The 25,401-nt window shown below is 70.3% G+C and carries 28 protein-coding genes; 9 read left to right on the top strand and 19 right to left on the bottom strand.

Features of this window, described 5'->3' with window-relative positions:
* Positions 1-66: 66 nt before the first annotated feature.
* On the top strand, positions 67-765 hold the full coding sequence (locus OQ02_RS08205) for an alpha/beta fold hydrolase (protein ID WP_033437978.1): 699 nt from the start codon (positions 67-69) through the stop codon (positions 763-765).
* Here OQ02_RS08205 and map read toward each other — a convergent pair.
* The 8 genes from map to dxr form a co-directional block, all read right to left on the bottom strand.
* Positions 752-1,609 (bottom strand): type I methionyl aminopeptidase, encoded by an 858-nt coding sequence (gene map / locus OQ02_RS08200; RefSeq protein WP_033437653.1) that lies wholly within the window; start codon positions 1,607-1,609, stop codon positions 752-754. The genes OQ02_RS08205 and map overlap by 14 nt on opposite strands.
* 60 nt (positions 1,610-1,669) lie before the next feature.
* Positions 1,670-2,065, bottom strand: coding sequence for a type II toxin-antitoxin system VapC family toxin (locus tag OQ02_RS08195; RefSeq protein WP_033437652.1), 396 nt, complete (start codon positions 2,063-2,065; stop codon positions 1,670-1,672).
* Complete coding sequence (locus OQ02_RS08190) at positions 2,062-2,337, bottom strand: type II toxin-antitoxin system Phd/YefM family antitoxin (RefSeq protein WP_033437977.1); 276 nt, start codon at positions 2,335-2,337, stop codon at positions 2,062-2,064. Before OQ02_RS08190 ends, OQ02_RS08195 begins: the two co-directional genes overlap by 4 nt.
* Before the next feature lie 33 nt (positions 2,338-2,370).
* Entirely contained in the window at positions 2,371-4,185 is a 1,815-nt protein-coding gene (locus OQ02_RS08185) for a penicillin-binding transpeptidase domain-containing protein (protein WP_231499912.1), read from the bottom strand.
* A 92-nt stretch (positions 4,186-4,277) separates the two neighbouring features.
* Entirely contained in the window at positions 4,278-5,132 is an 855-nt protein-coding gene (locus OQ02_RS08180) for a GNAT family N-acetyltransferase (protein WP_033437651.1), read from the bottom strand.
* Positions 5,133-5,218: 86 nt separating this feature from the next.
* Entirely contained in the window at positions 5,219-6,376 is a 1,158-nt protein-coding gene (gene ispG / locus OQ02_RS08175; protein WP_033437650.1) for a flavodoxin-dependent (E)-4-hydroxy-3-methylbut-2-enyl-diphosphate synthase, read from the bottom strand.
* 13 nt (positions 6,377-6,389) lie between these two features.
* Complete coding sequence (locus tag OQ02_RS08170) at positions 6,390-7,586, bottom strand: M50 family metallopeptidase (protein WP_033437649.1); 1,197 nt, start codon at positions 7,584-7,586, stop codon at positions 6,390-6,392.
* 1 nt (position 7,587) lies between these two features.
* Positions 7,588-8,808 (bottom strand): 1-deoxy-D-xylulose-5-phosphate reductoisomerase, encoded by a 1,221-nt coding sequence (dxr, locus tag OQ02_RS08165; RefSeq protein WP_033437648.1) that lies wholly within the window; start codon positions 8,806-8,808, stop codon positions 7,588-7,590.
* A 156-nt stretch (positions 8,809-8,964) separates the two neighbouring features.
* Between dxr and OQ02_RS08160 the strand changes: the two genes are divergently transcribed.
* The gene (locus OQ02_RS08160; protein ID WP_033437647.1) at positions 8,965-9,231 is read left to right on the top strand and encodes a GlsB/YeaQ/YmgE family stress response membrane protein; all 267 of its coding nucleotides are present in this window, start codon (positions 8,965-8,967) and stop codon (positions 9,229-9,231) included.
* Positions 9,232-9,341: 110 nt separating this feature from the next.
* Here the strand turns inward: OQ02_RS08160 and OQ02_RS08155 are convergent, their stop codons facing one another.
* Both OQ02_RS08155 and OQ02_RS08150 read right to left on the bottom strand, forming a co-directional pair.
* The gene (locus OQ02_RS08155; RefSeq protein ID WP_033437975.1) at positions 9,342-9,998 is read right to left on the bottom strand and encodes a response regulator; all 657 of its coding nucleotides are present in this window, start codon (positions 9,996-9,998) and stop codon (positions 9,342-9,344) included.
* A gap of 2 nt (positions 9,999-10,000) precedes the next feature.
* Positions 10,001-11,647 (bottom strand): sensor histidine kinase, encoded by a 1,647-nt coding sequence (locus OQ02_RS08150; RefSeq protein ID WP_231499911.1) that lies wholly within the window; start codon positions 11,645-11,647, stop codon positions 10,001-10,003.
* Between the two features lie 183 nt (positions 11,648-11,830).
* Here OQ02_RS08150 and OQ02_RS08145 point away from each other — a divergent pair, with 183 nt between their 5' ends.
* The 4 genes from OQ02_RS08145 (at position 11,831) to OQ02_RS40020 (ending at position 13,960) form a co-directional block, all read left to right on the top strand.
* A complete protein-coding gene (locus OQ02_RS08145) occupies positions 11,831-12,088 on the top strand; it encodes a DUF2631 domain-containing protein (RefSeq protein ID WP_051772089.1) in 258 nt (85 codons plus the stop codon).
* A gap of 120 nt (positions 12,089-12,208) precedes the next feature.
* Entirely contained in the window at positions 12,209-13,036 is an 828-nt protein-coding gene (locus OQ02_RS08140; protein WP_063747026.1) for a type IV toxin-antitoxin system AbiEi family antitoxin domain-containing protein, read from the top strand.
* Between the two features lie 4 nt (positions 13,037-13,040).
* Positions 13,041-13,325 carry a nucleotidyl transferase AbiEii/AbiGii toxin family protein gene (locus tag OQ02_RS46630; RefSeq protein WP_269321596.1) on the top strand — a complete coding sequence of 95 codons (285 nt, stop codon included), beginning with the start codon at positions 13,041-13,043 and terminating at the stop codon, positions 13,323-13,325.
* Between the two features lie 23 nt (positions 13,326-13,348).
* Positions 13,349-13,960, top strand: coding sequence for a nucleotidyl transferase AbiEii/AbiGii toxin family protein (locus tag OQ02_RS40020; RefSeq protein ID WP_269321601.1), 612 nt, complete (start codon positions 13,349-13,351; stop codon positions 13,958-13,960).
* Positions 13,961-13,964: 4 nt separating this feature from the next.
* On the opposite strand, the gene rlmN is transcribed toward OQ02_RS40020, so the two are convergent.
* Positions 13,965-15,071: a 23S rRNA (adenine(2503)-C(2))-methyltransferase RlmN gene (rlmN, locus tag OQ02_RS08130; protein ID WP_033437645.1), complete on the bottom strand. Its 1,107-nt coding sequence runs from the start codon at positions 15,069-15,071 to the stop codon at positions 13,965-13,967.
* 149 nt (positions 15,072-15,220) lie between these two features.
* On the opposite strand from rlmN, the gene OQ02_RS08125 reads away from it, so the two are divergent.
* The gene (locus OQ02_RS08125; RefSeq protein WP_033437644.1) at positions 15,221-15,880 is read left to right on the top strand and encodes a PadR family transcriptional regulator; all 660 of its coding nucleotides are present in this window, start codon (positions 15,221-15,223) and stop codon (positions 15,878-15,880) included.
* An 83-nt stretch (positions 15,881-15,963) separates the two neighbouring features.
* Here OQ02_RS08125 and OQ02_RS08120 read toward each other — a convergent pair whose 3' ends face one another.
* Both OQ02_RS08120 and OQ02_RS08115 read right to left on the bottom strand, forming a co-directional pair.
* Positions 15,964-16,947: an aldo/keto reductase gene (locus OQ02_RS08120; RefSeq protein ID WP_033437643.1), complete on the bottom strand. Its 984-nt coding sequence runs from the start codon at positions 16,945-16,947 to the stop codon at positions 15,964-15,966.
* 24 nt (positions 16,948-16,971) lie between these two features.
* Positions 16,972-17,718 carry a class I SAM-dependent methyltransferase gene (locus tag OQ02_RS08115; protein WP_051772038.1) on the bottom strand — a complete coding sequence of 249 codons (747 nt, stop codon included), beginning with the start codon at positions 17,716-17,718 and terminating at the stop codon, positions 16,972-16,974.
* Between the two features lie 57 nt (positions 17,719-17,775).
* On the opposite strand from OQ02_RS08115, the gene OQ02_RS08110 reads away from it, so the two are divergent.
* Positions 17,776-18,591: a VOC family protein gene (locus OQ02_RS08110; RefSeq protein ID WP_033437642.1), complete on the top strand. Its 816-nt coding sequence runs from the start codon at positions 17,776-17,778 to the stop codon at positions 18,589-18,591.
* A gap of 28 nt (positions 18,592-18,619) precedes the next feature.
* Here OQ02_RS08110 and OQ02_RS08105 read toward each other — a convergent pair whose 3' ends face one another.
* The 5 genes from OQ02_RS08105 to rpsB form a co-directional block, all read right to left on the bottom strand.
* The gene (locus OQ02_RS08105) at positions 18,620-19,480 is read right to left on the bottom strand and encodes a phosphatidate cytidylyltransferase (RefSeq protein WP_033437971.1); all 861 of its coding nucleotides are present in this window, start codon (positions 19,478-19,480) and stop codon (positions 18,620-18,622) included.
* 69 nt (positions 19,481-19,549) lie between these two features.
* On the bottom strand, positions 19,550-20,107 hold the full coding sequence (frr, locus tag OQ02_RS08100; protein WP_033437641.1) for a ribosome recycling factor: 558 nt from the start codon (positions 20,105-20,107) through the stop codon (positions 19,550-19,552).
* Between the two features lie 46 nt (positions 20,108-20,153).
* Positions 20,154-20,864, bottom strand: coding sequence for a UMP kinase (pyrH, locus tag OQ02_RS08095; RefSeq protein WP_051772088.1), 711 nt, complete (start codon positions 20,862-20,864; stop codon positions 20,154-20,156).
* A 139-nt stretch (positions 20,865-21,003) separates the two neighbouring features.
* Positions 21,004-21,819 carry a translation elongation factor Ts gene (gene tsf, locus OQ02_RS08090; protein WP_033437639.1) on the bottom strand — a complete coding sequence of 272 codons (816 nt, stop codon included), beginning with the start codon at positions 21,817-21,819 and terminating at the stop codon, positions 21,004-21,006.
* Between the two features lie 145 nt (positions 21,820-21,964).
* On the bottom strand, positions 21,965-22,831 hold the full coding sequence (rpsB, locus tag OQ02_RS08085) for a 30S ribosomal protein S2 (RefSeq protein WP_033437638.1): 867 nt from the start codon (positions 22,829-22,831) through the stop codon (positions 21,965-21,967).
* Between the two features lie 395 nt (positions 22,832-23,226).
* Here rpsB and OQ02_RS08080 point away from each other — a divergent pair, with 395 nt between their 5' ends.
* Positions 23,227-23,709, top strand: coding sequence for a M23 family metallopeptidase (locus OQ02_RS08080; protein WP_197043247.1), 483 nt, complete (start codon positions 23,227-23,229; stop codon positions 23,707-23,709).
* Between the two features lie 782 nt (positions 23,710-24,491).
* On the opposite strand, the gene OQ02_RS08075 is transcribed toward OQ02_RS08080, so the two are convergent.
* Positions 24,492-25,319, bottom strand: coding sequence for a FliA/WhiG family RNA polymerase sigma factor (locus OQ02_RS08075; protein WP_051772087.1), 828 nt, complete (start codon positions 25,317-25,319; stop codon positions 24,492-24,494).
* Positions 25,320-25,401 lie beyond the last annotated feature (82 nt).

The raw sequence follows: 25,401 nt of genomic DNA, 5'->3' as shown, positions 1-25,401 counted from the left end.
GGCCCCCTCACACTCGACCGACCCGACTGCCGGACTTTGTCGGTCCCGGCTGACATCATCCACACCATGGTCGACGCCCCCGCCACCGCAGTCCTGGTGCACAGCCCCTACCTCGGGCCGGCGAGCCTGCGCCCGCTCGCCGGGGCGCTCGCCGCACTCGGCCACCCGGTGGTGTCGCTCGACCTGCGGGTCACGGTCAACGCCGCGCCCGTCCACCAGCGGCTGATCGGCGCGTTCGCGGACGCCGTCGAGGACGCGCTGGTGGAGGGCGAGCTGGTCCTCGTCGGGCACAGCGGCGCCGGTCCGCTGCTGCCCGCGTTCGCCGACGCGCTGGAGACGCCCGTGCGCGGGCTGGTGTTCCTCGACGCCGACCTGCCGACGCCGGGCCGGAGCTGGCGGGACGACGCGCCGGCCGAGCGGATGGCGCACCTCAAGGCCATCTCGCGGGACGGCCTGATGCCGCGCTGGGACCTGTGGTTCGCGCCCGAGGCGCTGTCCGCGATGGTGCCGGACGTGCGGGTGCTGGAGGAGATCGAGGCCGAGGCGCCCGAGGTGCCGCTGGCGTTCCTGAAGGAGCCCCGGCCCACCGTGGCGTGGACCGGGCCGTGCTCGTACGTGCAGCTCAGCCCCGCCTACGCCAAGGCCGCCGCGGCGGCGCGTGAGCTGGGCTGGCCGGTGGTGGAGCTGGACAGCCACCACCTCGGGGCGGTGACGTCGCCCGACGAGGTGGCCACCGCGCTCGTGCCGCTGATCAGCAGACGGTGAGGATCTCGGCGCCGTCGTCGGTGACCACGATCGTGTGCTCGAACTGGGCGGTCCAGCTCTTGTCGCGGGTGGTGACCGTCCAGCTGTCGTCCCAGAGGTCGTGCTCGATGCCGCCGAGGGTGATCATCGGCTCGATGGTGAACGTCATGCCCGTCTCGATGACCGTGGGCACGTGCGGCGCGTCGTAGTGCAGCACGACCAGGCCGCTGTGGAAGGTGCGGCCGATGCCGTGGCCGGTGAAGTCGCGCACCACGCCGTAGCCGAAGCGGTTGGCGTAGGACTCGATGACGCGGCCGACGACGTTCAGCTGGCGGCCCGGCTTGACGGCCTTGATGGCGCGCATGGTGGCCTCGTGCGTGCGTTCGACCAGGAGGCGGGCCTCCTCGCTCACGTCGCCGGCGAGGAACGTCGCGTTCGTGTCGCCGTGCACGCCGCCGATGTAGGCGGTGACGTCGACGTTGACGATGTCACCGTCCTCGACCACGGTCGAGTCGGGGATGCCGTGGCAGATGACCTCGTTCAGCGAGGTGCAGCAGGACTTGGGGAAACCGCGGTAGCCGAGCGTGGACGGGTAGGCTCCGTTGTCGCACAGGAACTCGTGCGCGACCGCGTCGATCTCGTCGGTGGTGACCCCCGGCACGATGACCTTGCCCGCTTCCTGCAACGCCTGCGCCGCCAGCCGCCCCGCGACCCGCATGGCGTCGATCACCTCGGGCGGCTGTACCCAGGGATCGGTGTTGCGCTGGGGTTCGGGCCGATCGACGTACTCGGGCCGCACGATCTGGGCGGGCACCGGACGGCGCGGGGACTGAACACCTGGCTGGAGGACGGCACGCACGGACATGCCCCCCAGGTTACGGCTCAGCGTGACACCGCATGCGCCGCCTGTCCCCTACGCGGTCGGTCAGGCCGCTCCGGGTGAGGCGATCGGCAGCCCCATGTCGTCGGCGGCGGCCAGGAGTCGCTTGTCGTAGGCGACGAACGCGTCCAGGTCACCCCGCAGCCGCAGCGCCGACACGAGGTGGATCGCGTCCAGCGACTTGAGCGGGAGCGGCAGCGCGCCCGCCGCGTCGAGCAGGTCCATGGTCATGTGCATCTGGTCGAGCTCGACCAGGATCAACGCGGCCTGCCGGATCGAGGTGTCGCCTTCGGCCCGGACGGCGCGGACCAGTTCGACCCGCGCCAGGGAGCTGCTGACCAACCTGATGCCCGCCCGGTCACCCAGCCAGTCGCGGAGCGCGGCCGTCTCGGCTTCCGCGTGCACGAGCTTGGCCAGCGCCGACGTGTCGAGGTAGATCACCAGCGCTCGTCTTCACGCATCTGGCGCAGCACTGCCGAGATCGGCGTGCCCGACGTGGCGGGCAAGGGCTCGGGCAGGCGCGCACCTCGGCCGCGAAGCAGTTCGCCGTTGGCGATGAGCTGGTCGCGCAGGCTCGACGTCTCGCCCCGCGGAGGACCGAGCTCGGCGACCACCCGACCGTGGTCGGTGACCGCGATCCGTTCTCCGGCCTCGGCTCGCCGGACGTACTCACTCGGGTGGTGGCGGAGTTCCCGCAGGCCGATCCGATCCATGTGCAACATGGTATCACATTGATGTTGGGCCGTTCAGTCCAGTGCGGCGAGGAAGCGGGCCGACGCGTCGACCGCCGGAGCGGAGCTGTTGGTGCCCAGCAGCAGGGTCGCGAACGCCACATCGCCCCGGTACCCGACGAACCAGCCGTGCGAGTTCGTGCCGTCCCCGAACTGCGCCGTCCCCGTCTTCCCCCGCACGTCCCCGTACGGCCGCAGCTGCGGCGCGGTGCCGGACTCGACCACCTCGCGCATCATCGCCCGCAACGGCTCGAGCACGGCCGGGGTGGGCGGGGTCGGGGTGTGGTCGGCCTTGGTCTCCCGGCCCTTCAGCAACGTCGGGACGGGCACCTTGCCGGACGCCACCGTCGCGGCCACCACTGCCATCCCGAACGGGCTCGCCACCAGCTTCCCCTGGCCGAACCCGTCCTCCGCCCGCTCCACCACGTCGGTGGCGGGCGGCGCGGAACCGGTGACCGTGGTGATCGCCGGGATCTCGAAGTCGACGCCCAGCCCGAACGAGTCCGCCGCCTTGGTCAGCGCGTCCGCCGGCATCCCCGCCGCCAACTGCGCGAACGTCGTGTTGCACGAGAACGCGAACGCCGAGTGCAGCGGGATCGTGCCCTTGTCGAAGTCGTGGTCGTTCGGGACGATCCGGCGCCCGTCGATGGTCGTCTTGCCGGGGCACGGCAACGGGCTGTCCGCGGTCGCCTGCCCGGACGACAAGGCCGCCGCCGCCGTCACGATCTTGAACGTCGACCCCGGCGGGTAACGGCCGGTCAGCGCCACCGGGCCCTCGGCGTCGGCCGGGTCGTTCTGCGCCACGGCCAGGATCTCGCCGGTCGACGCCTGGATCGCCACCAGCATCGCCGCCTGCGGCACCGGCTCCAGCGCGTCCTCGGCCGCCGTCTGCGCGGTCCGGCTCAACGCCGTCGCCACCGCCTGAGCCGGCTCCGGCGGCTGCTCGTGCAGGGTCTCCACCTCGTCACCTGCGGCGTTGACCGTGTAGACGCGCACTCCCGCCCGTCCGGCGATCTCCTCCTCCACCGCCTTGCGCACCGCCGGCAGCACCTGCGACCCGAACGTGCGCGACGGCGCGAGCAAGCTCGTCCGGCTGGTGAACCGCACCCCCGGCAACTCGTAGATCACGGGCTTCACGGTCTGGTAGTCCGCGTCGCGCAGCGCGGCCACCTGGTACACCTGCCCGGCGGGCACCTTCGCCACCCCGTCCACGATCGACTGCTGGGTGATGGCGGCGTCGATCGGCGTCAGGGCCGCGGCCAGCGCACCGGCCACCGCGCCCACGTCACCGGCTTCCTTCGCGTCGAGCAGGATCGACACGACCTGCTCGGGCGACAGCAGCGGCGTACCGTCGCGGTCCAGCACCGGTGCCAGCGCGGGCCGCACCTCGGCGACTCCCAGCGTCTGCTGCGCGGCCAGCTTGGGGTGCACGACCGAAGGCGCCCAGTGCACCTTCCAGTCGTCCTCCTCGCGGCGCAGGTCGAACTCGGTCTCGTAGCTCCACGCGTGGTCGTGCCCGAGGTCCCAGTCGAGCAGCACGGTCGCGCCGGCGGAGGACGACTCGCCGGACGAGCGCATCTGCCGGACCGCGGCCTTCAGCCCGACGGGCTTCAACTCCTCGCGGAACTTGCCGAGCACCTCCTTGGCGCCGGCCGGGTCGTCGGTCGCACCGGCGGCGCCGTCGACGTCACCGGCGGCGAGCTTGGCCACGAAGTCGTTGGCCACCTCGTCGGGGCCGGGACGGGAGGAGAACAGGCCGCAGCCGCTGACGAGCAGCAGGACGACCCCGAGCAGAGCGAACCGAGGCAGAGCCGGCGTGCGCGCGATCACGGCGCCGAGTATGCCCGTTCCAACCGCCCGCGAGGAGGGCCGCCCGCCGTGGCATCGGCCGTGACGCCCACAGGGACCACGTCCGCAGCGGGTCAGAACAGCACGGTCGCGTACTGCCCGACCTGGGCGAACCCGATCCGGCGGTACGCCGCCTTCGCCACGTCGTTGTACGAGTTCACGTACAGCGAAGCCGTCCGCCCCAGCCCCCGGACCAGGCGTTCGGCCACCGCCGCCGTGCCCGCCGTCCCGATGCCGCGGCCACGCCGGTCCGGCCGCACCCACACGCCCTGGATCTGGCCGACCTTCGTCGACATGGCGCCGATCTCGGCCTTGAACACCACGTCGCCGCCCTCGAACCGGGCGAACGCCCGCCCGCCCGCGATGAGCTCGGCCACCCGCGCCCGGTACGACACGCCGCCGTCCTCCGCGCACGGGTCGACGCCGACCTCCTCGATGAACATGGCGATCGCCGCCGGCAGGTACCGGTCCAACTCCTCCGGCCGCACCGGGCGGACCAGCGGGTCCATCGGGATCGACGGGCTGCCGCCCATCGCCATCAACGGCTGGTCGGCGCGCACCTCGCGGGCCGGGCCCCAGTCCGGTGCCAGCTCCTCCCACAACCCGAGCACCTGCTCGGCGGGCCCGACGAGCGACGAGCACATCCGGCCGCGGCGGCGGGCCCGGTCCGCGAAGCTGCGCAGCGCGGGCGCGTCACCGCAGAGGGGGATGAGGTTCGGGCCGGCGAAGCAGAGCGCGTCGACCCGGCCGCCGCGCAGCGAGCGGTGGTCGTACGCCCACACCTCGCCGCCCAGCCGCCACGGGTCCAGGCCCGCGACCTCGACCCGGGCGGCGACCATGCAGGACGCCACCGGGTCGGCCGCGAGCACCGCCAGGACCTCGGTCAGGTCCCGCTCGTCGAGAAGGCGTGCGCCAGCCAGCCTCAGCACGTCTCAAGCCTGCCAGATGGACCGCGTCGACCGCGCGTCCGCCACCCGCTCAGCCGACTCCCGCACCGCCCGTCCGGCCGGACCGGTCAGCCGACCGTCACGACCGGTTCGCCGCCTTCGACGGCCTCGCCCATCTCCTCGGCGATGCGCATGGCCTCCTCGATCAGGGTCTCCACGATCTGGTGCTCGGGCACGGTCTTCACGACCTTGCCCTTCACGAAGATCTGACCCTTGCCGTTGCCCGACGCCACGCCGAGGTCCGCCTCGCGCGCCTCACCTGGACCGTTCACCACGCAGCCCATCACGGCGACCCGCAGCGGCACCTCCATGCCCTCCAGACCGGCCGTGACCTGCTCCGCGAGCGTGTACACGTCGACCTGCGCGCGACCGCACGACGGGCACGACACGATCTCCAGCTTCCGGGGCCGCAGGTTCAGCGACTGGAGGATCTGGTGGCCGACCTTGACCTCCTCCACCGGAGGAGCCGACAGCGACACCCGGATCGTGTCCCCGATGCCCTGCCGCAACAACGCGCCGAACGCCACCGCGGACTTGATCGTCCCCTGGAACGCCGGACCCGCCTCCGTCACGCCCAGGTGCAGCGGGTAGTCGCACTGCTCGGCGAGCAGTTCGTAGGCCCGAACCATCACCACCGGGTCGTTGTGCTTCACCGAGATCTTCAGGTCGTGGAAGTCGTGCTCGGCGAACAGCGACGCCTCCCACAGCGCCGACTCCGCCAGCGCCTCGGGCGTCGCCTTCCCGTACTTCTCCATCAACCGCGGGTCCAGCGACCCCGCGTTCACCCCGATCCGGATCGGCGTCCCGTGCTCCCGGGCCGCCGCCGCGATCTCCTTCACCTTGTCGTCGAACTTCTTGATGTTCCCCGGGTTGACCCGCACCGCCGCGCACCCGGCCTCGATCGCCGCGAACACGTACTTCGGCTGGAAGTGGATGTCCGCGATCACCGGGATCTGCGACTTCCGCGCGATCTGCGCCAACGCGTCCGCGTCGTCCTGCGACGGGCACGCCACCCGCACGATGTCGCAGCCCGCCGCCGTCAGCTCAGCGATCTGCTGCAGCGTCGCGTTCACATCGGCGGTCACCGTCGTCGTCATCGACTGCACCGACACCGGGAACTCGCTGCCGACACCCACCGAACCCACCATGAGCTGGCGGGTCTTGCGCCGTTCCGACAACACCGGCGGCGGCATCGCCGGGATACCGAGCATGACGCCGTTGCTCATGGACTAGCACCTCTCACTGGAAGAGCTTGATGGGGTTGACGATGTCCGCGGTGATCGTCAGCAAGGTGACCGAGCCGCCGACGAAGATCACGAAGTAGGTGAGCGGCAACAGCCGCAGGTAGTTGACCGGGGCGCCGTCCGGCAGGCCGCGAAGCTTCCGGATCCAGTTTCGCACCCGTTCGTACAGGTTGACGGCGATGTGACCACCGTCAAGCGGCAGCAGCGGCAGGAGGTTGAACACACCGACGAAGAAGTTCAGCCCCGCCAGCATCAACCAGAACAGCTGCCACAGGCCGCGGTCGACCGCCTCGCCGCCGAGCCGGCTCGCGCCGACCACGCTCACCGGGCTGTCGATGTCGCGCTCGCCGCCGCCGATCGCCTCGATCACGGCGGGGATCTTCTGCGGGAACCGGAGCAGGCCCTCCCACGTGTTCTCGAACATCGTGCCGGTGAACGAGGTGGCGCCGCCGATCGCGGTCAGCGGGTTGTACTCGAAGTTGCGCTGGTGGATGATCCCGATCGCGCCGACCTCGGACTTGTAGGTGCTGCCGTCCTTGCGCCGCATCTCGCGGTCGACCCGCGCGACGTCCGCGGTGAGTGTGATCTCCTCACCGTCGCGGAGCACCTTGAAGTCGGTCGTGCCGGACCGCAGGCGGGTCTTCTCCAGCACGTCGGTCCACGTGGGGGTCGCCGCGCCCGCCACGGCCACGATCTCGTCGCCGGCCTGGAAGCCCGCGTCCTTGGCCGGTGAAGGCGCGCCGGGCGCGCAGTCCGCTTCCGTGCTGCTCTGCACGCACGGCGTGACCTCGGCGACCATGGGGGTGTCCCGAAGGTTCGGGATGCCCATGGTGAAGGCCATGAAGTACAGGATGATGAAGCCGACGATGAAGTGGGTGATGGAGCCCGCGGACAGCACGACGACGCGCTTCCAGGTCTTCTGCCGGTTGAACGCGCGGTGCTGGTCCGCCGGTGCGACCTCGTCCAGCGCGGTCATGCCGACGATCTCGCAGAACCCGCCCGCCGGGATGGCCTTGAGGCCGTACTCGGTCTCGCCCCGGCGGAACGAGAAGATGCGCGGGCCGAACCCGATGAAGTACCGGGTCACCTTCATCCCGAACATCTTCGCGGTCGCCAGGTGACCCAGCTCGTGCAGCGCGATCGAGATGCCGATCAGCAGCGCGAACAGCAGAATGCCCAGAAAAACGAGCACGTCAGTCCTTTCCAGACCCCACCGAAGTGGACACGAGTTCCCGCGCCCTCGCCCGGGCCCAATCCTCCGCCGCGAGCACCTCGGCGACGTCGACCGGCTCGCGCGCCCAGCCGCCCGCCTCCTGGAGCACCCGCTCGACAGTGTCCACGATGGAGGTGAACGACGTGCCGCCGTCGAGGAAGACCGCGACCGCTTCCTCGTTCGCCGCGTTGTACACCGCCGGGAGGCAACCCCCGCCGGAACCGGCCTGCCGGGCGAGTCGCACCGCCGGGAACGTGTCGTCGTCCAGCGGCTCGAACGTCCACGCCGTCGCCACGTCGAAAGTACACGCGGCGGCGGCGCCGGGGATGCGGTCGGGCCAGCCGAGGGCCAGCGCGATCGGCAGCTTCATGTCCGGCGGGCTGGCCTGGGCGAGCGTGGAGCCGTCGGTGAACGTGACCATCGAGTGCACGATGGACTGCGGGTGCACCACCACGTCGATGCGGTCGTAGGGCACGTCGAACAGCAGCCGTGCCTCGATCAGCTCCAGGCCCTTGTTGACCAGGCTGGCCGAGTTGACGGTGATGACCGGGCCCATGGACCAGGTCGGGTGCGCCATGGCCTCGCTCGCGGTGACGCCCGCGAGTTCGGCGCGGGTGCGACCGCGGAACGGGCCGCCGGACGCCGTCAGGACGAGCTTGGCGACCTCGTCGGACCGGCCGCCGCGCAGGCACTGGGCGAGCGCCGAGTGCTCGGAGTCGACCGGCACGATCTGGCCGGGCGCGGCGGCCTTGAGCACCAGCGGACCGCCCGCGATCAGCGATTCCTTGTTCGCCAGGGCGAGCGTCGCGCCGCTCTTGAGGGCGTGCAGCGTCGGCGCCAGTCCGATGGACCCGGTGATGCCGTTGAGCACCACGTCCGCCGGGGTGGAGTCGACCAGGTCGGTCATCGCGGTCGGCCCGGCCAGGATGCGCGGCAGCTTGAACGCGCCCTGCGGGTAGCCGCGCCGCTGCGCCTCGGCGTAGAGGGCGAGCGTCACGTCCTCGACCGCGGTGGCACGGGCCACGGCGACGGCCTCGACCCCGAACTCGACGGCCTGGGCGGCGAGGGTCGCGGGATCAGCGCCGCCCGCGGCGAGTCCGACCACGGTGAAGCGGTCGCGGTTGGCGGCGATGACGTCGAGTGCCTGGGTGCCGACGGAGCCCGTGGAACCGAGGACCAGAACCGTGCGTGGTGTGCTCATCACCGCCCATTGTTCCGGAACCAACCTGATAGCACGCACAGCGGTACTTCGATAACGGAACGGTAACGGAGGCGTGGTATCACCCGTTCGTGGGCACTCCCTGATCAAGCGCCACGACGGATCAGCCCGTCGCGGCCATCAGGAAGGAGAGCCCCCGTGGGCATCTTGGGTTGGATCGTCCTCGGCCTCATCGCGGGTGCCATCGCCAAGGCCATCATGCCAGGTCGGGACCCCGGCGGCATCATCATCACGATGCTGCTCGGCATTGTCGGCGCCATCATCGGCGGGTTCATCGGCCGTGCGATCTTCGGCACCGACATCAGCACGTTCTTCGACCTGGGCACCTGGTTGCTGGCCATCCTCGGTTCGCTCATCGTGTTGGGCATCTACCGCATGGTGACGGGTAGCCGAGCCAGGGCATAACACTCCGCCTACACACCGAAACCACTCCGTGGAGTGCCCCCGCCGATCCGTCGGTGGGGGCACTCCCCTGTCTGCCCCCTGTACGCGAACCCCTACGGACGCTGAGACCCCTACGGCTGGGGGTTGAGCCCGGCGTCCCGTGCCAGCAGGGCCGCCTGCACCCGGTTCGTGAGCCCCAGCTTCGCCAGCAACCGGCTCACGTAGGTCTTCACCGTCGCCTCGCTCATGTGCAGCCGCTGGCCGACGTCCGCGTTCGACATGCCGAGCCCGAGCAGCGCCAGCACCTCGACCTCCCGGTCGGTCAGCCCCTCGACCTGGCGCATCGCCTCCTGGCGACGCGGTTGACCCACCTGGGCGACCATCCCGACCACCCGGCTGGTCACCATCGGCGACAGGTACGCCTCCCCCGCGTGCACGGCGCGCACCGCTCGCAGCAGTTCCTCGGGCGCCGAGTCCTTGAGCAGGAAACCGGCCGCGCCGTCGGACAGCGCCCGGACGATGTTGTCGTCCTCGCCGAACGTGGTCAGCATCACCACCCGCACCGACGGCGCGACGGACTTCAGCTCACGGGCCGCCGCGAGGCCGTCCAGGCGCGGCATCCGGATGTCGAGCACGGCCACGTCCACCCTCCGTTCGAGGGCGATGCGCACCGCCTCCCGCCCGTCACCGGCCTCGGCGACCAGGTCGATGTCGTCGGCGGTGCCGAGGATGGCTTTGATTCCCGCGCGCATCAGCGGCTCGTCGTCGGCGATGAGGACCCGGATCACGTTCACATCCCCTGCAGGTGGGTGTTCTTCTCGACGAGCTTGCCGTCCTTGAAGCAGAACCGCACGATCTTGGTGGCCCGCGACGTGTAGGTCTGCCGGTCGGCCACGCGGTACTCGCACCGCGACCCCGCGGGTTCCGGTCCGGCGTCGGACCTGATGTCACCGAGCGGCGGCTCGGCGCCACCCGGCAGCCCCGCCATCACCTCTGCCTCCGACTGCCCGACCGACACCGAGTCGTACAACTCGTCGGACACCACTTTGGTGACGGGCTGCGTCCCGAGCCACGTGTAGCCGCCGACGACCACGACCACGACGATCCCGGCCAGCAGGATCGAGCCGACACCCGCCCACTTGCGGATGCCGGTGGGCTTGACCCGCCCGGTCGACTCCACGTCCGGCTCGTCGTCGGACGGCTCGTCGCCCGCCGCCGCCGTGTCCTCGTACGGCAGCACGGCGGCGATCCGGAAGCCGCCGGTGGGCATCTCGCCGACGTGCAGCATGCCGCCCGCCAGCCGGACCCGTTCGCCGAGGCCGATCAGGCCGAACCCGGAGCCCTTGGGCAGCTTGACCCGCGGCGGGTTGTTGCGGACCTCCACCACGAGGGCGTCCGGCTCGTACTTGACGGTGACCTGGACGCTCGCGCCCGGCGCGTGCTTGTTGGCGTTGGTGAGGCCTTCCTGGGCGATCCGGTAGGCGGCGTGGCTGACCTTCGCGGGCAGCGGAACGGGTTGGCCGCCGCGGACCAGGCTCACCCGCACGCCCGCCCTGCGCGCGCCGTCGACCAGCTCGTCGATGGCGTCGACGGTCCGCCGCACCTGGTCCTCTTCAGGCTCCTCGTCGCGCCGCAGCACGCCGATCACGCCGCGCAGCTCCTCCATCGCGGTGAGGGCGGCGCTGCGCAACACCTGCACCGCTTCGCGCTGGCGGTCGTCGAGGCCGGTGTCCAGCGTCAACGCGCCCGCGTGCACGGAGATGAGGCTGAGCCGGTGGCCGAGGCTGTCGTGCATGTCCTGGGCGATCCGGTTGCGCTCGCGCAGCCGGACCTGGCGCGACACCATCCGGCGTTCGCGCTCGACCCGTTCCTCGCGCTCCTGGAGCGCCGCGACCAGGGCGTTGCGCTGGGCGGCGTACCGGCCGATCAGGAACGGGAGGGCGATGACCATGCCGTAGACGGTGAGCATCACCCAGGAACCGAACGGGCCGGACAGGCCGGGGCTGGACACGTCCCAAGCGATCATGTGGAGGGCGAGCGCGAGGACGGCGGTGCGCAGCGCGCGCTGCCACGGTTCGATCCGGTAGCCGGCGGCGTAGGAGAGCATGATGACCATCGCGATGCCGCCGTGCTCCGAGCTGAACACGACCCACGTGCCGAGCAGCAGGGCGAGTGCCGGGAACAGCAGTCGGGCCAGGTAGAGCGCCACGTAGCCGATGCCGACGGCCACCAGGAGCCAGCCGGACAGGCTCCAGTCGCCGACGAACCAGCCGGGGAAGACGTCGAGGCAGAGCAGGACGAGGACCGCCAGCACCTCACGTCCCACGCGCCACGGTGTGAGCTGGCCGAGGCGTTCGGCGTGGGTGCGCAGGAATGCGGCGGGCGCCTCCTGGAAGTCCGGCAGGACGGGCCGGAGCCGCTGAACGACAGACGTCACGGGCGACAACGTTAAAGAATCACCTGGTCGCCGGCCGCGTTCGTTGGTCTCGAACGTTTCCGACGAAAGTTGACGCAGGTCGACGCGGGCGGAGTGCCGCGCACCTCACGTCCGGGGTCGCGCGCGCGTGTGCGACGATGACCGGCGTAGGTGAACATGATCGGGCAGGAAGGTCGTGCGGCTGTGTCTTCGTCCTCGGAACTGGCCAAGCGTCGGGCGGTCGACCCCCACGAGGAGCCGTCGGCCGAGTGGGGCTGGCACGGCGGGTTCCCCAGGGGCATCAAGATCGCCGGCTGGCTGTCGACCCTGGGTGTCTTCTCCCTGCTGATCGGCAACCACCACGGCCAGACCGAGAACCTCTGGGTCATCATCACCGGCATCACCATGGCCGCCCTCCTGGTCTGGGACCAGGTCCGCAGCCGCACCTCCTGGCGCCGCTAGCCCCACCAGGGCTTCGATCGATTCTCCCGCCAGAATCCCCGGACGAACGCGCTTCAACGACACAGCGTTCCTTACATCCAGGACGTAAGGAACGCTGTCACAGCATGTGAGATTTGCTGCATGGATGCGGTCCGGGCCCTCGAACTGCTCGGTGCGTACACCGCCGGACAGTGGGGCATGGTGACCACCAGACAGGCGCTGTTCGTCGGAGTCGACGACGTCACGCTGCACCGACTCAAGACAGCCAACCTGATCGAGCCCGTACGACACGGCGTCCATGCGATGACGTCATCCACCGCATCCCCCGCTCGGCCCGAGCAAGCAGTCTGGCTGAGTCTGCGTCCGGCCACGGCAGCCTGGGAGCGCCCTAAGCTGGACCTGGATGGCGGGGTGGTTTCCCACCAGTCGGCCGCCCGACTGCATGGCCTCGGCGACCTGCCGGGCACCCATGTCGAGATGACAGTCCCGAGAAGGCGCACGATGCGCGATCCGGGCGTCCGACTGCACAGGGCGGATCTCAGGGACTCCGACGTGACCGTCCTCGACGGTCTTCCGCTCACCACCCCGAGCCGCACGATCCGCGACCTCCTGCACCGGCACATCGATGCGAGCCACATCGCGACGATCATCCGGCAGGCCGTCGAAGCAGGGCAGGTTCGACTCCAGGACCTACCCGATCAGATCGGGCAGTACGCGCACAGTTACGGGGCCAAGCGTGGTAACGGCTCGGACCTCCTGGATCACCTTCTCGGTCACCTCGGCCTGTCGATCCGCGACATCAGCGTCCCGACCTCCTGGCAAGAGCTGGGAAGGTCCACATGGTCGAACCTTGAGAAGATGCCTGTGACCTGGGGACAGCTTTCGCGCATCTCACCAGAGATCGCCCAACGCCTGCTTCGGCGTGAGTCGGGCCAGGAACCACCATTCGAACCGAACGACGAATCGTGACACGATGCTGCCACCGCTGAGCCCGCAAGCCTTCACCAGTTCACTGAAGGCTCGCGCCGCCAACATGTCGAAACTCACCGGAATTCCCACCGGTGAGCTGCCGGAGCGCTACTACCACCGCCGTTTGTTGGCCCGGGTGTTCCACTCCGATGGCGACGGCTGGGTGCTCAAGGGAGGCCCAGTCCTTGTGGTGCGTTGGCCTCAGGCCCGGTATTCCACGGACATCGACCTGCTGCGGACTGTCGACGAAGCCACTGTTGACAGCTCCGTAGCCGCGTTGATCGCGTAGCGGCAACGGACCTCGGCGACCACCTGCGGTTCGACCACCACGACACATCGCGTGAAACAGCGGCGAACCGCCCCTCCCGCAAAGTGCGCTTCAAGGTCATGTTCGGTTTGAGGCAACTCTCGACCGTCAGCGTCGACGTCGTGTCGGCCGAGCTTCATCCCGTGGGCGAACTGCTGGTAGAGCGACTGGAGTCGCCATTCGCGATGGAATCCGGCCCGTGGCCGACGGTGCGCGTGTGGCCGTTGGAGGACCATGTCGCAGACAAGATCGCCGCGATGTACGAGCGCCACGGCGAACGACTGGCGCCGTCGACCAGGTTCAAGGACCTGGTCGACCTGGTCCTGATCGCACATCAGTCGGCTTTGAACGGCGCGACCGCCCACGAAGCCCTGCATGCCGAAGTGGACCGACGCCGGGCGGCTGGTACGCACCTGATTATTCCGGGTGCCTTCACCGTGCCCGACCCGGCCTGGGCAGCGGGATATCGTGCCGAAGCCGCCAAAGCTCGCGAACTCCCCGTCGAATACCGCACTCTCGACGGTGTCACCCCATTGGCCGATGCCTTCATCAGCCCACTCCTGCAGCCGCAAGCACCTGCGGGTGCATGGCAGCTCGAGCGTCGTCAATGGGAGTGAGTCGTCAGCCCTCGGCGGCGAGCTGACCGCAGGCGGCGGCGATTTCCTGGCCTCGGGTGTCGCGGACGGTGCAGGCGACGCCCTGGTCGTTGACGCGGCGGACGAACTCGCGTTCCACGGGCTTCGGCGACGCGTCCCACTTCGAACCCGGCGTCGGGTTCAGCGGGATGACGTTGACGTGCACGAGCCGGCCCAGGTGCCGGCGCAGCAGCTTGCCCAGCATGTCCGCGCGCCACGGCTGGTCGTTGATGTCGCGGATCAGGGCGTACTCGATCGACACCCGGCGACCGGTCTTGTCCGCGTAACCCCGCGCGGCCTCCATGACCTCGGAGACCTTCCACCTGGTGTTGACCGGCACGAGCGTATCGCGCAACTCGTCGTCCGGCGTGTGCAGCGAAACCGCGAGCCGCACCTGGAGGTTCTCCTCGGTCAGCTTCCGGATCGCCGGCACCAGCCCGACCGTCGACACCGTCACCGAGCGCTGCGAGATCCCCAACCCGTCGGGCGCGGGGTCGCAGATGCGGTGCACCGCGTCGACCACGCGACGGTAGTTCGCCAGCGGCTCGCCCATGCCCATGAACACGATGTTCGACAACCGGCCCGGCCCGCCCGGCAGCTCGCCGTCACGCATGGCCGCCGCACCACGCCGCACCTGGTCCACGATTTCCGCCGTGGACAGGTTCCGGGTCAGCCCGCCCTGGCCGGTGGCGCAGAACGGGCACGCCATGCCGCAGCCCGCCTGCGACGAGATGCACAGGGTCGCGCGGTCGGGGTAGCGCATCAGGACGCTCTCGACCAACGTCCCGTCGCGCGCTCGCAGCAACGTCTTGCGCGTCGTGCCGGCATCGGCCTCGACGCTGCGCAGCTCCGTCCACAACGGCGGCATCAGGTCGGCGACCAGGCGGTCACGGGCGGCAGCCGGGATGTCGGTCATCGCGTCCGGATCGACGGTCAGCCGGCCGAAGTAGTGGTTCGACAGCTGCGCGGCGCGGAACGGCTTCTCACCGAGCGCGGCGACGGCCTCTCGACGCTGGTCGGCGGAGAGGTCGGCGAGGTGGCGCGGCGGCAGACCGCGCTTGGGCGCGTCGAAAACAAGGGGGAGGGCAGTCATAGCACCGTCCAGTGTCCCACGGCCGCGGACCACCTCCGACCACGCCGCCAGTGTGCGCCGCCACCACCGCGCCGCACATCACCGTTGCATCGCGATACGTTCCGATATATCGTCGACACGTCACAACCGATCGATGAGGGAGTACAGCGATGTTCTTCGACGGACATGGCCCGCACGGGCACAGGCACCACCGCGGGCACGGCTTCGGTGAGCCGGGGCGCGGGTTCGGCGGGGGTTTCGGCGGCGGCTTCGGCCGAGGCGGCGGCCCCTTCCCCGGTCCTCCGATGCCACCCGAGCCGCCGGGGTTCCCCGGTCACGGCCGGGGGCGGGGCAGGGGCGGCAGGCAGCGCAAGGGCAACGTCCGCGCGGCGGTCCTCACGCTGCTGGCCGAACGCCCCATGCACGGCTACGAGATGATCCAGGAGATCTCCGGCCGCACGGACGGGCTCTGGCGGCCCAGCCCGGGATCGGTCTACCCGACCTTGCAGATGCTCGCCGACGAAGGCCTCGTCGCGTCGACCGACGAGGCGGGCGGCAAGAAGCTGTTCACGCTGACCGAGACCGGCCAGTCGGAGGCGGCGAAGCTCCAGGGCGTGCCGCCGTGGCAGCAGGTCACCGACGACCTCGACGTGCACGCCGCGAAACTGCGCACGGCGGCACGCCACCTCGGTGCGGCGATGCAGCAGATGGCCCACGCGGGCACGCGTGAGCAGCAGGCGCGGGCCGTCGAGGTCCTCAGCGAGGCCCGACGCAAGCTCTACGCCATCCTCGGCGAGCTCGACGTCGAGGAAGACGACCCGGAAGAGTGAACTACCAGCAGTGAACTACGAGCAATGAACTACCAGCAGTGATCCACCGGCGGTGAACCGGCAGCGGTGAACTACCAGGTGAACTACCAGCGGTCGTGGACCAGCGGGCGGATCAGCGAGTCGTACACCGCGCGCACCTCGTCCTGAGCCGAGGCCGACAACGGCGCGAGGTCCGCAGCGGCCGAGTTGGCGCGAGCCTGCTCGGCGTTGCGGGCGCCGGGGATGACCACGGTGACGCCCGGCTGGTCCACGATCCACCGCAGCGCGAACTGCGCCATGGTCGCCCCGGCGGGCACGAGGGCCTTCAGCCGCTCCACCGCCTCCAGGCCGACCTCGAACGGCACGCCGGAGAACGTCTCGCCGACGTCGAACGCGTCACCGTTGCGGTTGTAGTTGCGGTGGTCGTCGGCCCCGAACGTGGTCGACGCGGTGTACTTGCCGGACAGCAGCCCCGAGGCGAGCGGAACGCGGGCGATGATCGCCACGTCCGCTTCCGCCGCCGCGGGCAGCACCCGCTCCAGCGGCTTGAGCCGCAACGCGTTCAGGATGATCTGGACGCTCGCCACCCCCGGCCGGGCGATGGCGGTCAGCGCCTCCTCGACCGTCTCCACGCTCACGCCGTACGCGGCGATCCGCTTGGCCTCCACCATCTCGTCCAGCGCGTCGAACACCTCGTCGGTCGAGTAGACCGAGGTCGGCGGGCAGTGCAGCTGCACCAGGTCGAGCGTGTCGACGCCGAGGTTGGCGCGCGACCGGTCGTTCCAGGCCAGGAAGTTGTCGCGGGTGTAGTTCTCCGGCGTCTGCTCGACCCGGCGGCCCATCTTGGTGGCCACCGTGATGCCGGCGTCGCCGCGCTCGCGCAGGAACTTGCCGACCAGCGTCTCGCTGCGACCGTCGCCGTACACGTCGGCGGTGTCGAAGAAGTTCACGCCGGTGTCCGCGGCGGCGTGCAGCACCGCCAGCGCGTCGGACTCCTCGACCTGGCCCCAGTCCGCACCGAGCTGCCAGCAGCCCAGACCGACCACGCCGACCTGCCGACCCAACCTGCCCGCGTTCCTGTTCTCCACAGCTCGAATCCTAGGTGAGCGCTCTCATGGCAGCACAATCCCGGTCGGCTTGCGCCTCACGTGGACGCGGTAGCCGACCTCGAACGACAGGCCGGCGATCCGGGCGATGGCCTGCTCCGCGACCGCCTTCGAGAACTCGATGCGCAGCACGGCCTCCAAGTCGTCGCGGCGGTCGAACCGCCACAGCGCGCGCACGCGGCGCAACGAGAACCCTTCAGCGGTGAAGAAGCGCTCCACGACCACGGGGTTGTAGCGGGGTTCGTCGGCGCACAGCCACGGCCCGTACGGCTCGGCGAACCCGTCGAGGTCCACGATCGCCAGCGTGCCGCCCGGCCGCAGCACCCGATCCGCCTCCCGGATGCCCGGCTCGCACCCGGGCCCGAAGAAGTACGCCGTGCGCGCGTGCACCAGGTCGGCGCTCGCGTCCCCGAGCGGGAGCCGCTGCGCCGGTCCGGCCACCACTTCGGCGTTCGGCACGTCCGCCACTCGCGCCCGAGCGCGCTGCACCAGCGGCGGGTGCGGCTCGACGCCCGTCACCGAACGCGCCGTCCGGGCGAACTCGGGCAGGTGGAACCCGTCGCCGCAGCCGACGTCCACCACGTCCCGCCCGGCCCACTCGCACTCCTCGCGCAGGGCGTTCCAGATGGCGCCGTCGGCGTCCTGCGCCCGGTTCTCGACCTCGTAGATCTCCGGCCAGTGCCAGATGTTCGGGCTCGGCAGGACGTCGACCGGCCGGACGGCGGCCAACGCGGCGCGGACGAATCCCTTCACGGGACGACTCTAGAGCCGTAGCGTGATCGAATAGGCGCGGCTTGCAGGAGGTACACGGTGTCGATCGTCCCGAATTCTCCCGCGTTGGCCGAGTTGCACCACGGTGCGCCGTGCTGGGTCGACATCGCCACCACGGACCTCCAGGCCGCGACCGACTTCTACGGCGGCCTCTTCGGCTGGTACTTCTCCGACGTCGAGGGCGGCGCGATCGCGCTGGTCGACGGGCTGCCGGTGGCCGGAATCGTCGCCGCCGACCAGTCGAGCGCGTGGACGCTGTACCTGAACACGCCGCACGCCCGTGCCACCGCGGACAAGGCGCACGCGCTGGGCGGCACGGTGCTCGGCGAACCGTCCGACCTGGTCACCCTGCTCGCCGACCCGACCGGGGCGGTGGTCGGGTTCCGGCACGTCCCGGCCGACTGGGTGTTCGGCACCGACGGGCACGGCGCGTACGCGTGGGCCGAGCTGAACACCCGTGACGGGCACGCGGCGGACGAGTTCTTCGGCGAGCTGTGCGGCTACGAAATCACCCAGATCGGTGACGGCCAGACGGTCGACTACACGATCTGGGGGCTCCACGGCCACACCGTGCTCGGCCGGCAGCGGATGGGCCGGGCCTTCGCACCGGGCACCGCGCCGCACTGGATGGTGTACTTCACCGCCGCGCCCGAGATCGGGGCGGACTCGGCCGCGTCCCGGGTGCTCGAACTGGGCGGGCGGGTCACCGTGGAGCCGTACGACACGCCGTTCGGCCGGATCACGGTCGTCGCCGACCACGCGGGCGCGGTGTTCTCGGTGATCGACCCGTCCCGCACCACACCGCTGTCCGACGAGGACACGGGCGCACGCGTGGACGACCCGTACGACGACTAGCGCATCAGACGAACACCGGCAGCACGCGCTAGACGAACACGTACAGCAGCAGCCAGGCCACCACGGCCGACGGCAGCAGCGAGTCCATCCGGTCCATCAGCCCGCCGTGGCCGGGCAGCAGCGTGCCCATGTCCTTGATCTTGAGATCGCGCTTGATCAGCGACTCGACCAGGTCACCGGTGGTCGCGGTGACCACCAGCGCGGCGCCGAACAGCACGCCCTGCCACCACTGGCCGTCCAGCATCACGCCGACGGTGAGCACGCCACCGACCATGCCCGCCACCATCGAACCCGCGAAACCCTCCCAGGACTTCTTCGGGCTGATGGTGGGGGCCATCGGGTGCTTGCCGAACAGCACGCCGGCCACGTAGCCGCCGGTGTCGGACAGCACGACGCCGATCAGGAACGCCAGGACGCGGAACACGCCGTCGTCCGGCACGACCAGCATGACCGCGAACGCCGCGAACACCGCCACGTACGCGACCGTGAAGATGGACGCGGTGACGTCCCGCAGGTAGCCGTCCGAGCCGTCCTTGAGCCGCCAGATCAGGCACACCAGGATGGTCAGCACGAACGCGCTCAGCACACCGTCGCGCCCGTACGGCCAGGCCAGCCACACCACGGCCTGCCCGCCCAGCAGCACGGGCACCAGCGCCACCCGGATGCCCGCGCTGCGCTTGAGCGCACCGGTCAGCTCGTACATGGACACCGCGACCGCGGCGGCGACGACGCCGACGAACAGCTCTCGCACCGTGAACAGCGCGATGAGGATGATCGCGCCCAAGCCGACGCCCACGGCGATGGCCGCGGGCAGGTTGCGCCCCGCGCGTGACACGCCCTTCTCCGGCGCGTCCTGGTCACCGCCGCCTGACACCTGTTGTGCTCCCATCACGGCCGACGACCGGCCGAGCAATGCGCGCGGCCGGTGACCCGGACCCGCCGAACCGACGTGACCGACCTAGACCTCGAGCAGCTCGGCTTCCTTGTGCTTGACGAGCTCGTCGACCTGGGCCACGTACCGGTGGGTGACGTTCTCCAGCTCCTTCTCGCCGCGGGAGCCGTCGTCCTCGCCGACCTCGCCGTCCTTCACCAGGCGGTCCAGCTCTTCCTTCGCCTTGCGGCGGATGTTGCGGATGGACACCTTGGCGTCCTCGCCCTTGCTCTTGGCGACCTTCACCATCTCGCGGCGGCGTTCCTCGGACAGCTGCGGGATCACCACGCGGATGATCGAGCCGTCGTTGCTCGGGTTCACGCCGAGGTCCGAGTCGCGGATGGCCTTCTCGACCGCGTTCAGCTGGGTGGCGTCGTAGGGCTTGATCACCGCCATGCGCGCCTCCGGGATGGCGACGCTGGCGAGCTGGTTCAGCGGGGTCGGCGAACCGTAGTACTCGACCACGATGCGGGAGAACATCGAGGGGTTGGCACGGCCGGTGCGCACCGCGGCCAGGTCCTCCTTCGCCACTGACACCGCTTTTTCCATCTTCTCCTCGGCGTCGAGGAGGGTCTCGTCAATCACGACTGACTCCCTTGGTGTGCGCAGTTCGGCTCGAATCCCAGCAGGTCTAGAAGGACGGGCGACCACCGGGGGTGCTCACCAGTGTGCCGATCTTCTCACCGCGGACGGCGCGGGCGATGTTCCCCTCGGTGAGCAGGTTGAAGACCATGATCGGCATGTTGTTGTCCATGCACAGGCTGAACGCGGTCGCGTCGGCGACGTTCAGGCCGCGTTCGAGCACTTCCCGGTGGGTGATGTTGTCGAACATCAGCGCGTCCGGGTCGGTCTTCGGGTCCGCGGTGTAGACGCCGTCCACGGCCTTGGCCATCAGGACGACCTCGCAGCCGATCTCCAGCGCGCGCTGCGCGGCCGTGGTGTCCGTGGAGAAGTACGGCATCCCGGCGCCGCCGCCGAAGATCACCACGCGCCCCTTGTCGAGGTGCCGCATGGCCCGGCGGGGGATGTAGGACTCGGCGATCTGGCCCATCGTGATGGCCGTCTGCACGCGGGTCTCGATGCCGTGCTCACGTTCCAGGAAGTCCTGCAAGGCGAGGCAGTTCATCACGGTGCCGAGCATGCCCATGTAGTCGGCCCGGCTGCGGTCCATGCCGCGCTGCTGCAACTCGGCACCGCGGAAGAAGTTGCCGCCGCCGATGACGACCGCCACCTGAACCCCGGTGCGGACGACCGCGGCGATCTGGCGCGACACGGTCTGCACCACGTCGGGGTCGACGCCGACACCGCCGCCGCCGAACATCTCGCCGCCCAGCTTGAGCATCACCCGGCGGTAGCCGTGCACGGGCTCGTCCTCGGCGTGATCCGCTTTCGCGGCTTCTACGTCTGCGCTCACAGGTCCTCCTCTGGACACGGCAAGGGCGGGGTCGCGACGTGTGCGCGCAACCCCGCCCTCACGCGAATCAGGCCTGGCCGACCTCGAACCGGGCGAAGCGGGTCACGGTGACCCCGGCCTCGTCCAGCACGGCCTTGACGGTCTTCTTGGACTCCGTCACGGAAGCCTGCTCCAGGAGCACGACGTCCTTGAAGAAGCCGTTCACCCGACCCTCGACGATCTTGGACAGCGCCGCTTCCGGCTTGCCCTCCTCGCGAGCGGTCTCCTCGGCGATGTGGCGCTCGTTGGCCACCACGTCGGCGGGCACCTCGTCGCGGGTGAGGAAGCGCGGGCGCATCGCGGCGATCTGCATCGCGGTGCCGCGGGCGGCTTCCTCGTTGTCGCCGGAGTACTCGACCATGACGCCGACGGCCGGCGGCAGGTCCGCGGCGCGGCGGTGCAGGTAGGTGGTCACGGTGCCGTCGAAGACGGCGACCTTGGCCAGCTCCAGCTTCTCGCCGATCTTCGCGGAGAACTCCTGCACGACCGCGTCGATGGCCTTGCCCTCGAGCTCGGCGGCCTTCAGGACCTCGACGTCGGCCGGGCGGGTGGCCTTGGCGACGGCGACGATCCGGGAGGCCAGCTCCTGGAAGTCCGCGTTCTTGGCGACGAAGTCCGTCTCGCAGCGCAGCTCGATCATCACGCCGTCCTCGGCAACGACGAGGCCGTTGGAGGTCGTGCGCTCGGCGCGCTTGCCGACGTCCTTCGCACCCTTGATGCGCAGGATCTCGATCGCCTTGTCGAAGTCGCCGTCGGTCTCCTCAAGCGCCTTCTTGCAGTCCATCATGCCTGCGGCGGTCAGCTCGCGGAGGCGCTTCACGTCAGCGGCGGTGTAGTTCGCCATCGTGCGATTTCCCGTTCCTTCTGCGGTCTGATCGTCGACTTCGCCGCTGAGTCTGTCAGTCGGCTCGCCGACGTGGCTTGGCGCTGGGGTGGTGCTGTGCGCGCGCCGCGCCCACCGTTCACGGGTGGGCGCGGCGCGCGGTCGATCAGGACTGCGCGGGCTCGCTGCCCTCGGCGGCGGGCGCCTCGGCAGCCGGCGCCTCGGGGGCGGCGGCAGCGGCGGGCGCGTCCGCGCCGACCAGCAGCTCCTGCTCCCACTCGGCCAGCGGCTCGTCCTGGCCGGGCTCGGGCTTGTCCTCGCCCTCGACGGCCTTGGTGCGAGCGCCGGAGCGCGCCATCAGACCGGCGGCGGCGGCCTCGGCCACCACCTTGGTCAGCAGCGCGGCGGACCGGATGGCGTCGTCGTTACCCGGGATCGGGTAGTCGACCTCGTCCGGGTCGCAGTTCGTGTCGAGGATCGCCACGATCGGGATGTTCAGCTTGCGCGCCTCGCCGACGGCGATGTGCTCCTTCTTGGTGTCCACGATCCACACGGCGCTGGGCACCTTGGACATGTCGCGGATACCGCCGAGCGTGCGCTCCAGCTTGTCCTTCTCGCGGTTCATCATCAGGATTTCCTTCTTGGTGAAACCCTGGAAACCGCCGGTCTGCTCCATCGACTCGAGTTCCTTGAGCCGCTGGAGGCGCTTGTGCACCGTGGAGAAGTTGGTGAGCATGCCGCCCAGCCAGCGCTGGTTCACGAAGGGCATGCCGACGCGGAGGGCCTCGTTGGCGATGGCCTCCTGCGCCTGCTTCTTCGTGCCGATGAACAGGATCGAACCGCCGTGCGCGACCGTTTCCCGAACGAACTCGTAAGCCCGGTCGATGTAGGTCAGCGTCTGCTGGAGGTCGATGATGTAGATGCCGTTGCGCTCGGTGAAGATGTAGCGCTTCATCTTCGGGTTCCAGCGGCGGGTCTGGTGCCCGAAGTGCACGCCGCTGTCGAGCAGCTGCTTCATGGTGACGACGGCCATGGCCGGGTTCGCACCTCTTCGATCAGGCGCGCCGACGTCGAGGCCGGCACGCGTTCCGGTTCGTTGCGACGGGCCGGGTCGGACCGCCGCCCTGGTGCCCGTGCCGCCGTCCGAACCGGAGGGTTGTCGCCTCAGGACCGCCGGACGCCGTGACTCGGCCGTGGGAACGGGTCGGGTCTGCACTGGCACGCGAAGTCGTCCCGCACTCACACGGGCCGCAGACCGAGTGTACGCCGGTCAGGGCGGGATCAACGAACCGGCCCTCGAGTTGTCCACAGCCCCACCGGTTGTCCACAGTTCCGGAGAAGCCACTGGTAGCCCCCGGTCCGGACAGGAACGCTGGACCCGTGACTCCCACCATGCGAACACTGCTGGTCCTGGCCTTGACAACGTTCATGACGGTACCCCTGGCGCCGCTGACGGCGTCCGCCCGTGCGCCCCGGTTCGCCTGGCCCTTGGCCCCACCGCGCGAGGTGGTCCGGGCGTTCGAGGCCCCGGCGACCGAGTACGCCGCCGGTCACCGTGGCGTGGACCTGGCCGCCCCACCGGGCGCGACGGTTCAGGCTGCGGGTGACGCGGTGGTGCTGCACGCGGGTCCGGTGGCGGATCGGCCGGTGATCTCACTGCTGCACGCCGGAGGTCTGCGGACGACGTACGAGCCGGTCGAGGTGGAAGTGCGGCGAGGGCAGACCGTGCGGCGAGGCGACCGGATCGGCACGCTGCGCCCGGGTCACGAGGGATGCCCGGCAGAAGCCTGCCTCCACTGGGGCGCACTGCGAGCAGCACCCACCCGCACCTACCTGGACCCCTTGCGCCTCCTATCCACCGGCCCAGTACGCCTGCTGCCGGCAGTCGACACCACCCACCCCACCCACTAACTCCACCGTCCAGCGTCCACGCCCAGCCTCCACCGCCCAGTCACCTGACGTGCTTGGCCACCCAACCCCCGGCCACCCAACCCCCGGCCACCCGGTACCGGCGCTGACCTGCCATCACCCAGCTACTCAGTCACCCGACAACCCAGGTCGTTGACCTCGTCCAGCCGGCCGATCCGGCACCCAATTCACTCGGCAGCCCGACTCGCTACCCCACCCGATCGCCGCTGCCCCGCCTGGTCGTCGATGCCCACCCGGTCGCCGCTACCCCGCCTGGTCGTCGCTGCCCACCCGGTCGCCGCTACCCCACCCCGGTCGCCGCTGCGCACCCGGTCGCCGCTGCCCCGCCTGGTCGTCGCTGGCCCACCCGGCCGTCGCCGGCCTGGCCCGTCCTCGCCCGCGTGTCCCTGACCTCACCCGGTCCCTGGCGCGCTGGTCACTCGCTCACCCCGGTGGGCCGTTGCGCGACCTCCGACCGCCGATGGACCGACCAGCCCCGACCCGATCACCAAACTGCCTGGCCGCATGGCACACCCGGTCGTCTGACCGCCGGGTCTGTCCAGTCCCGGAGCTGCCCGACCACCGACCCGTCCGGCCCGACCGACTCGTCTGATCGACTCCGCCTGATCGACTCGGCCTGGTCCACTTGACCGCTTGGACCAGCCGGTCACCGGGCGAGGGCGGTGGGTTGGTTCGTTGGGCAGGGCTTCGCGGGGTTCGCCGCGTCGCGGGTTCGCTGAACTGCGGGATTCGCTGAGCCGACCCCTGCCGTGACCGGCCGGGGGCTAGGCCTCCAGCTGTTCGTTCAGCTTGGTGCGCAGGCGCAGCACTGCTCGGGTGTGGAGCTGGCAGACCCGGGATTCGGTCACGCCCAGGACCTTGCCGATCTCGGCCAACGTCAAGTTCTCGAAGTAGTACAGCGTGACCACGACCCGGTCCCGCTCGGCGAGCTGGGCGATCGCGTCGGCGAGCTGGCGGCGGCTGTCCAAGTCGACGAGGGTGGCGATCGGATCCTCCGCACCCTCGTCCGGCAGGGATTCGGCCAGTGACGCACCGGCTCCACCGGTGCTGCGGCCCGCCGCGATCAGCTCGTCCAGCGCCACGACGCTCGTCAGCTGGAGCTGGGCGTAGAGCTCCCGCAGTTCACCGAGGCCGATCTTCAGCTCGGCGGCGAGCTCGCGGTCGGTTGGGGTGCGCTGGAGTCTGGCACCCAGGCGTTCGAGGGCGCGTTCCACGTCGCGCGCCCGGCTGCGAACCGAGCGCGGCACCCAGTCCTGCGAGCGGAGGTCGTCGAGGATCGCGCCGCGGATGCGCTGCATCGCGTAGGTCTCGAACTTCAGGCCTCGCTCGGGCTCGAACTTCTCGATCGCGTCGACCAGGCCGAAGATGCCGGACTGGATCAGGTCGCCCACGTCGACGTGCGCGGGCAGGCCGGTGCCGACGCGGCCCGCGACGTACTTCACCAGCGGCGCGTAGTGCAGCACGAGGCGGTCCCGCAGACCCTGCTGCCGCGACCGGCCGTAGGTGTTCCACAGCGCGATGATCCCGGCTTCCACGTCATCGGCTGTGCGCTCGGACGCTCCGTGCGCCGGTCTCCCGACGACCACCGCCATGGCGTGCCCGTTGCGGGGCAGGTCGGCGGCGATGTCGGCGGGGATGTCGGTGGCGGCGATCTGGTCGAGGACGGGGTTGCCG

Source organism: Saccharothrix sp. NRRL B-16314 (genome assembly GCF_000716595.1).
Taxonomy (GTDB): Bacteria; Actinomycetota; Actinomycetes; order Mycobacteriales; family Pseudonocardiaceae; genus Actinosynnema.
The sequence above is the reverse complement of the archived record's forward strand: the minus strand, read 5'-3'. Positions and strand labels throughout refer to the sequence as shown.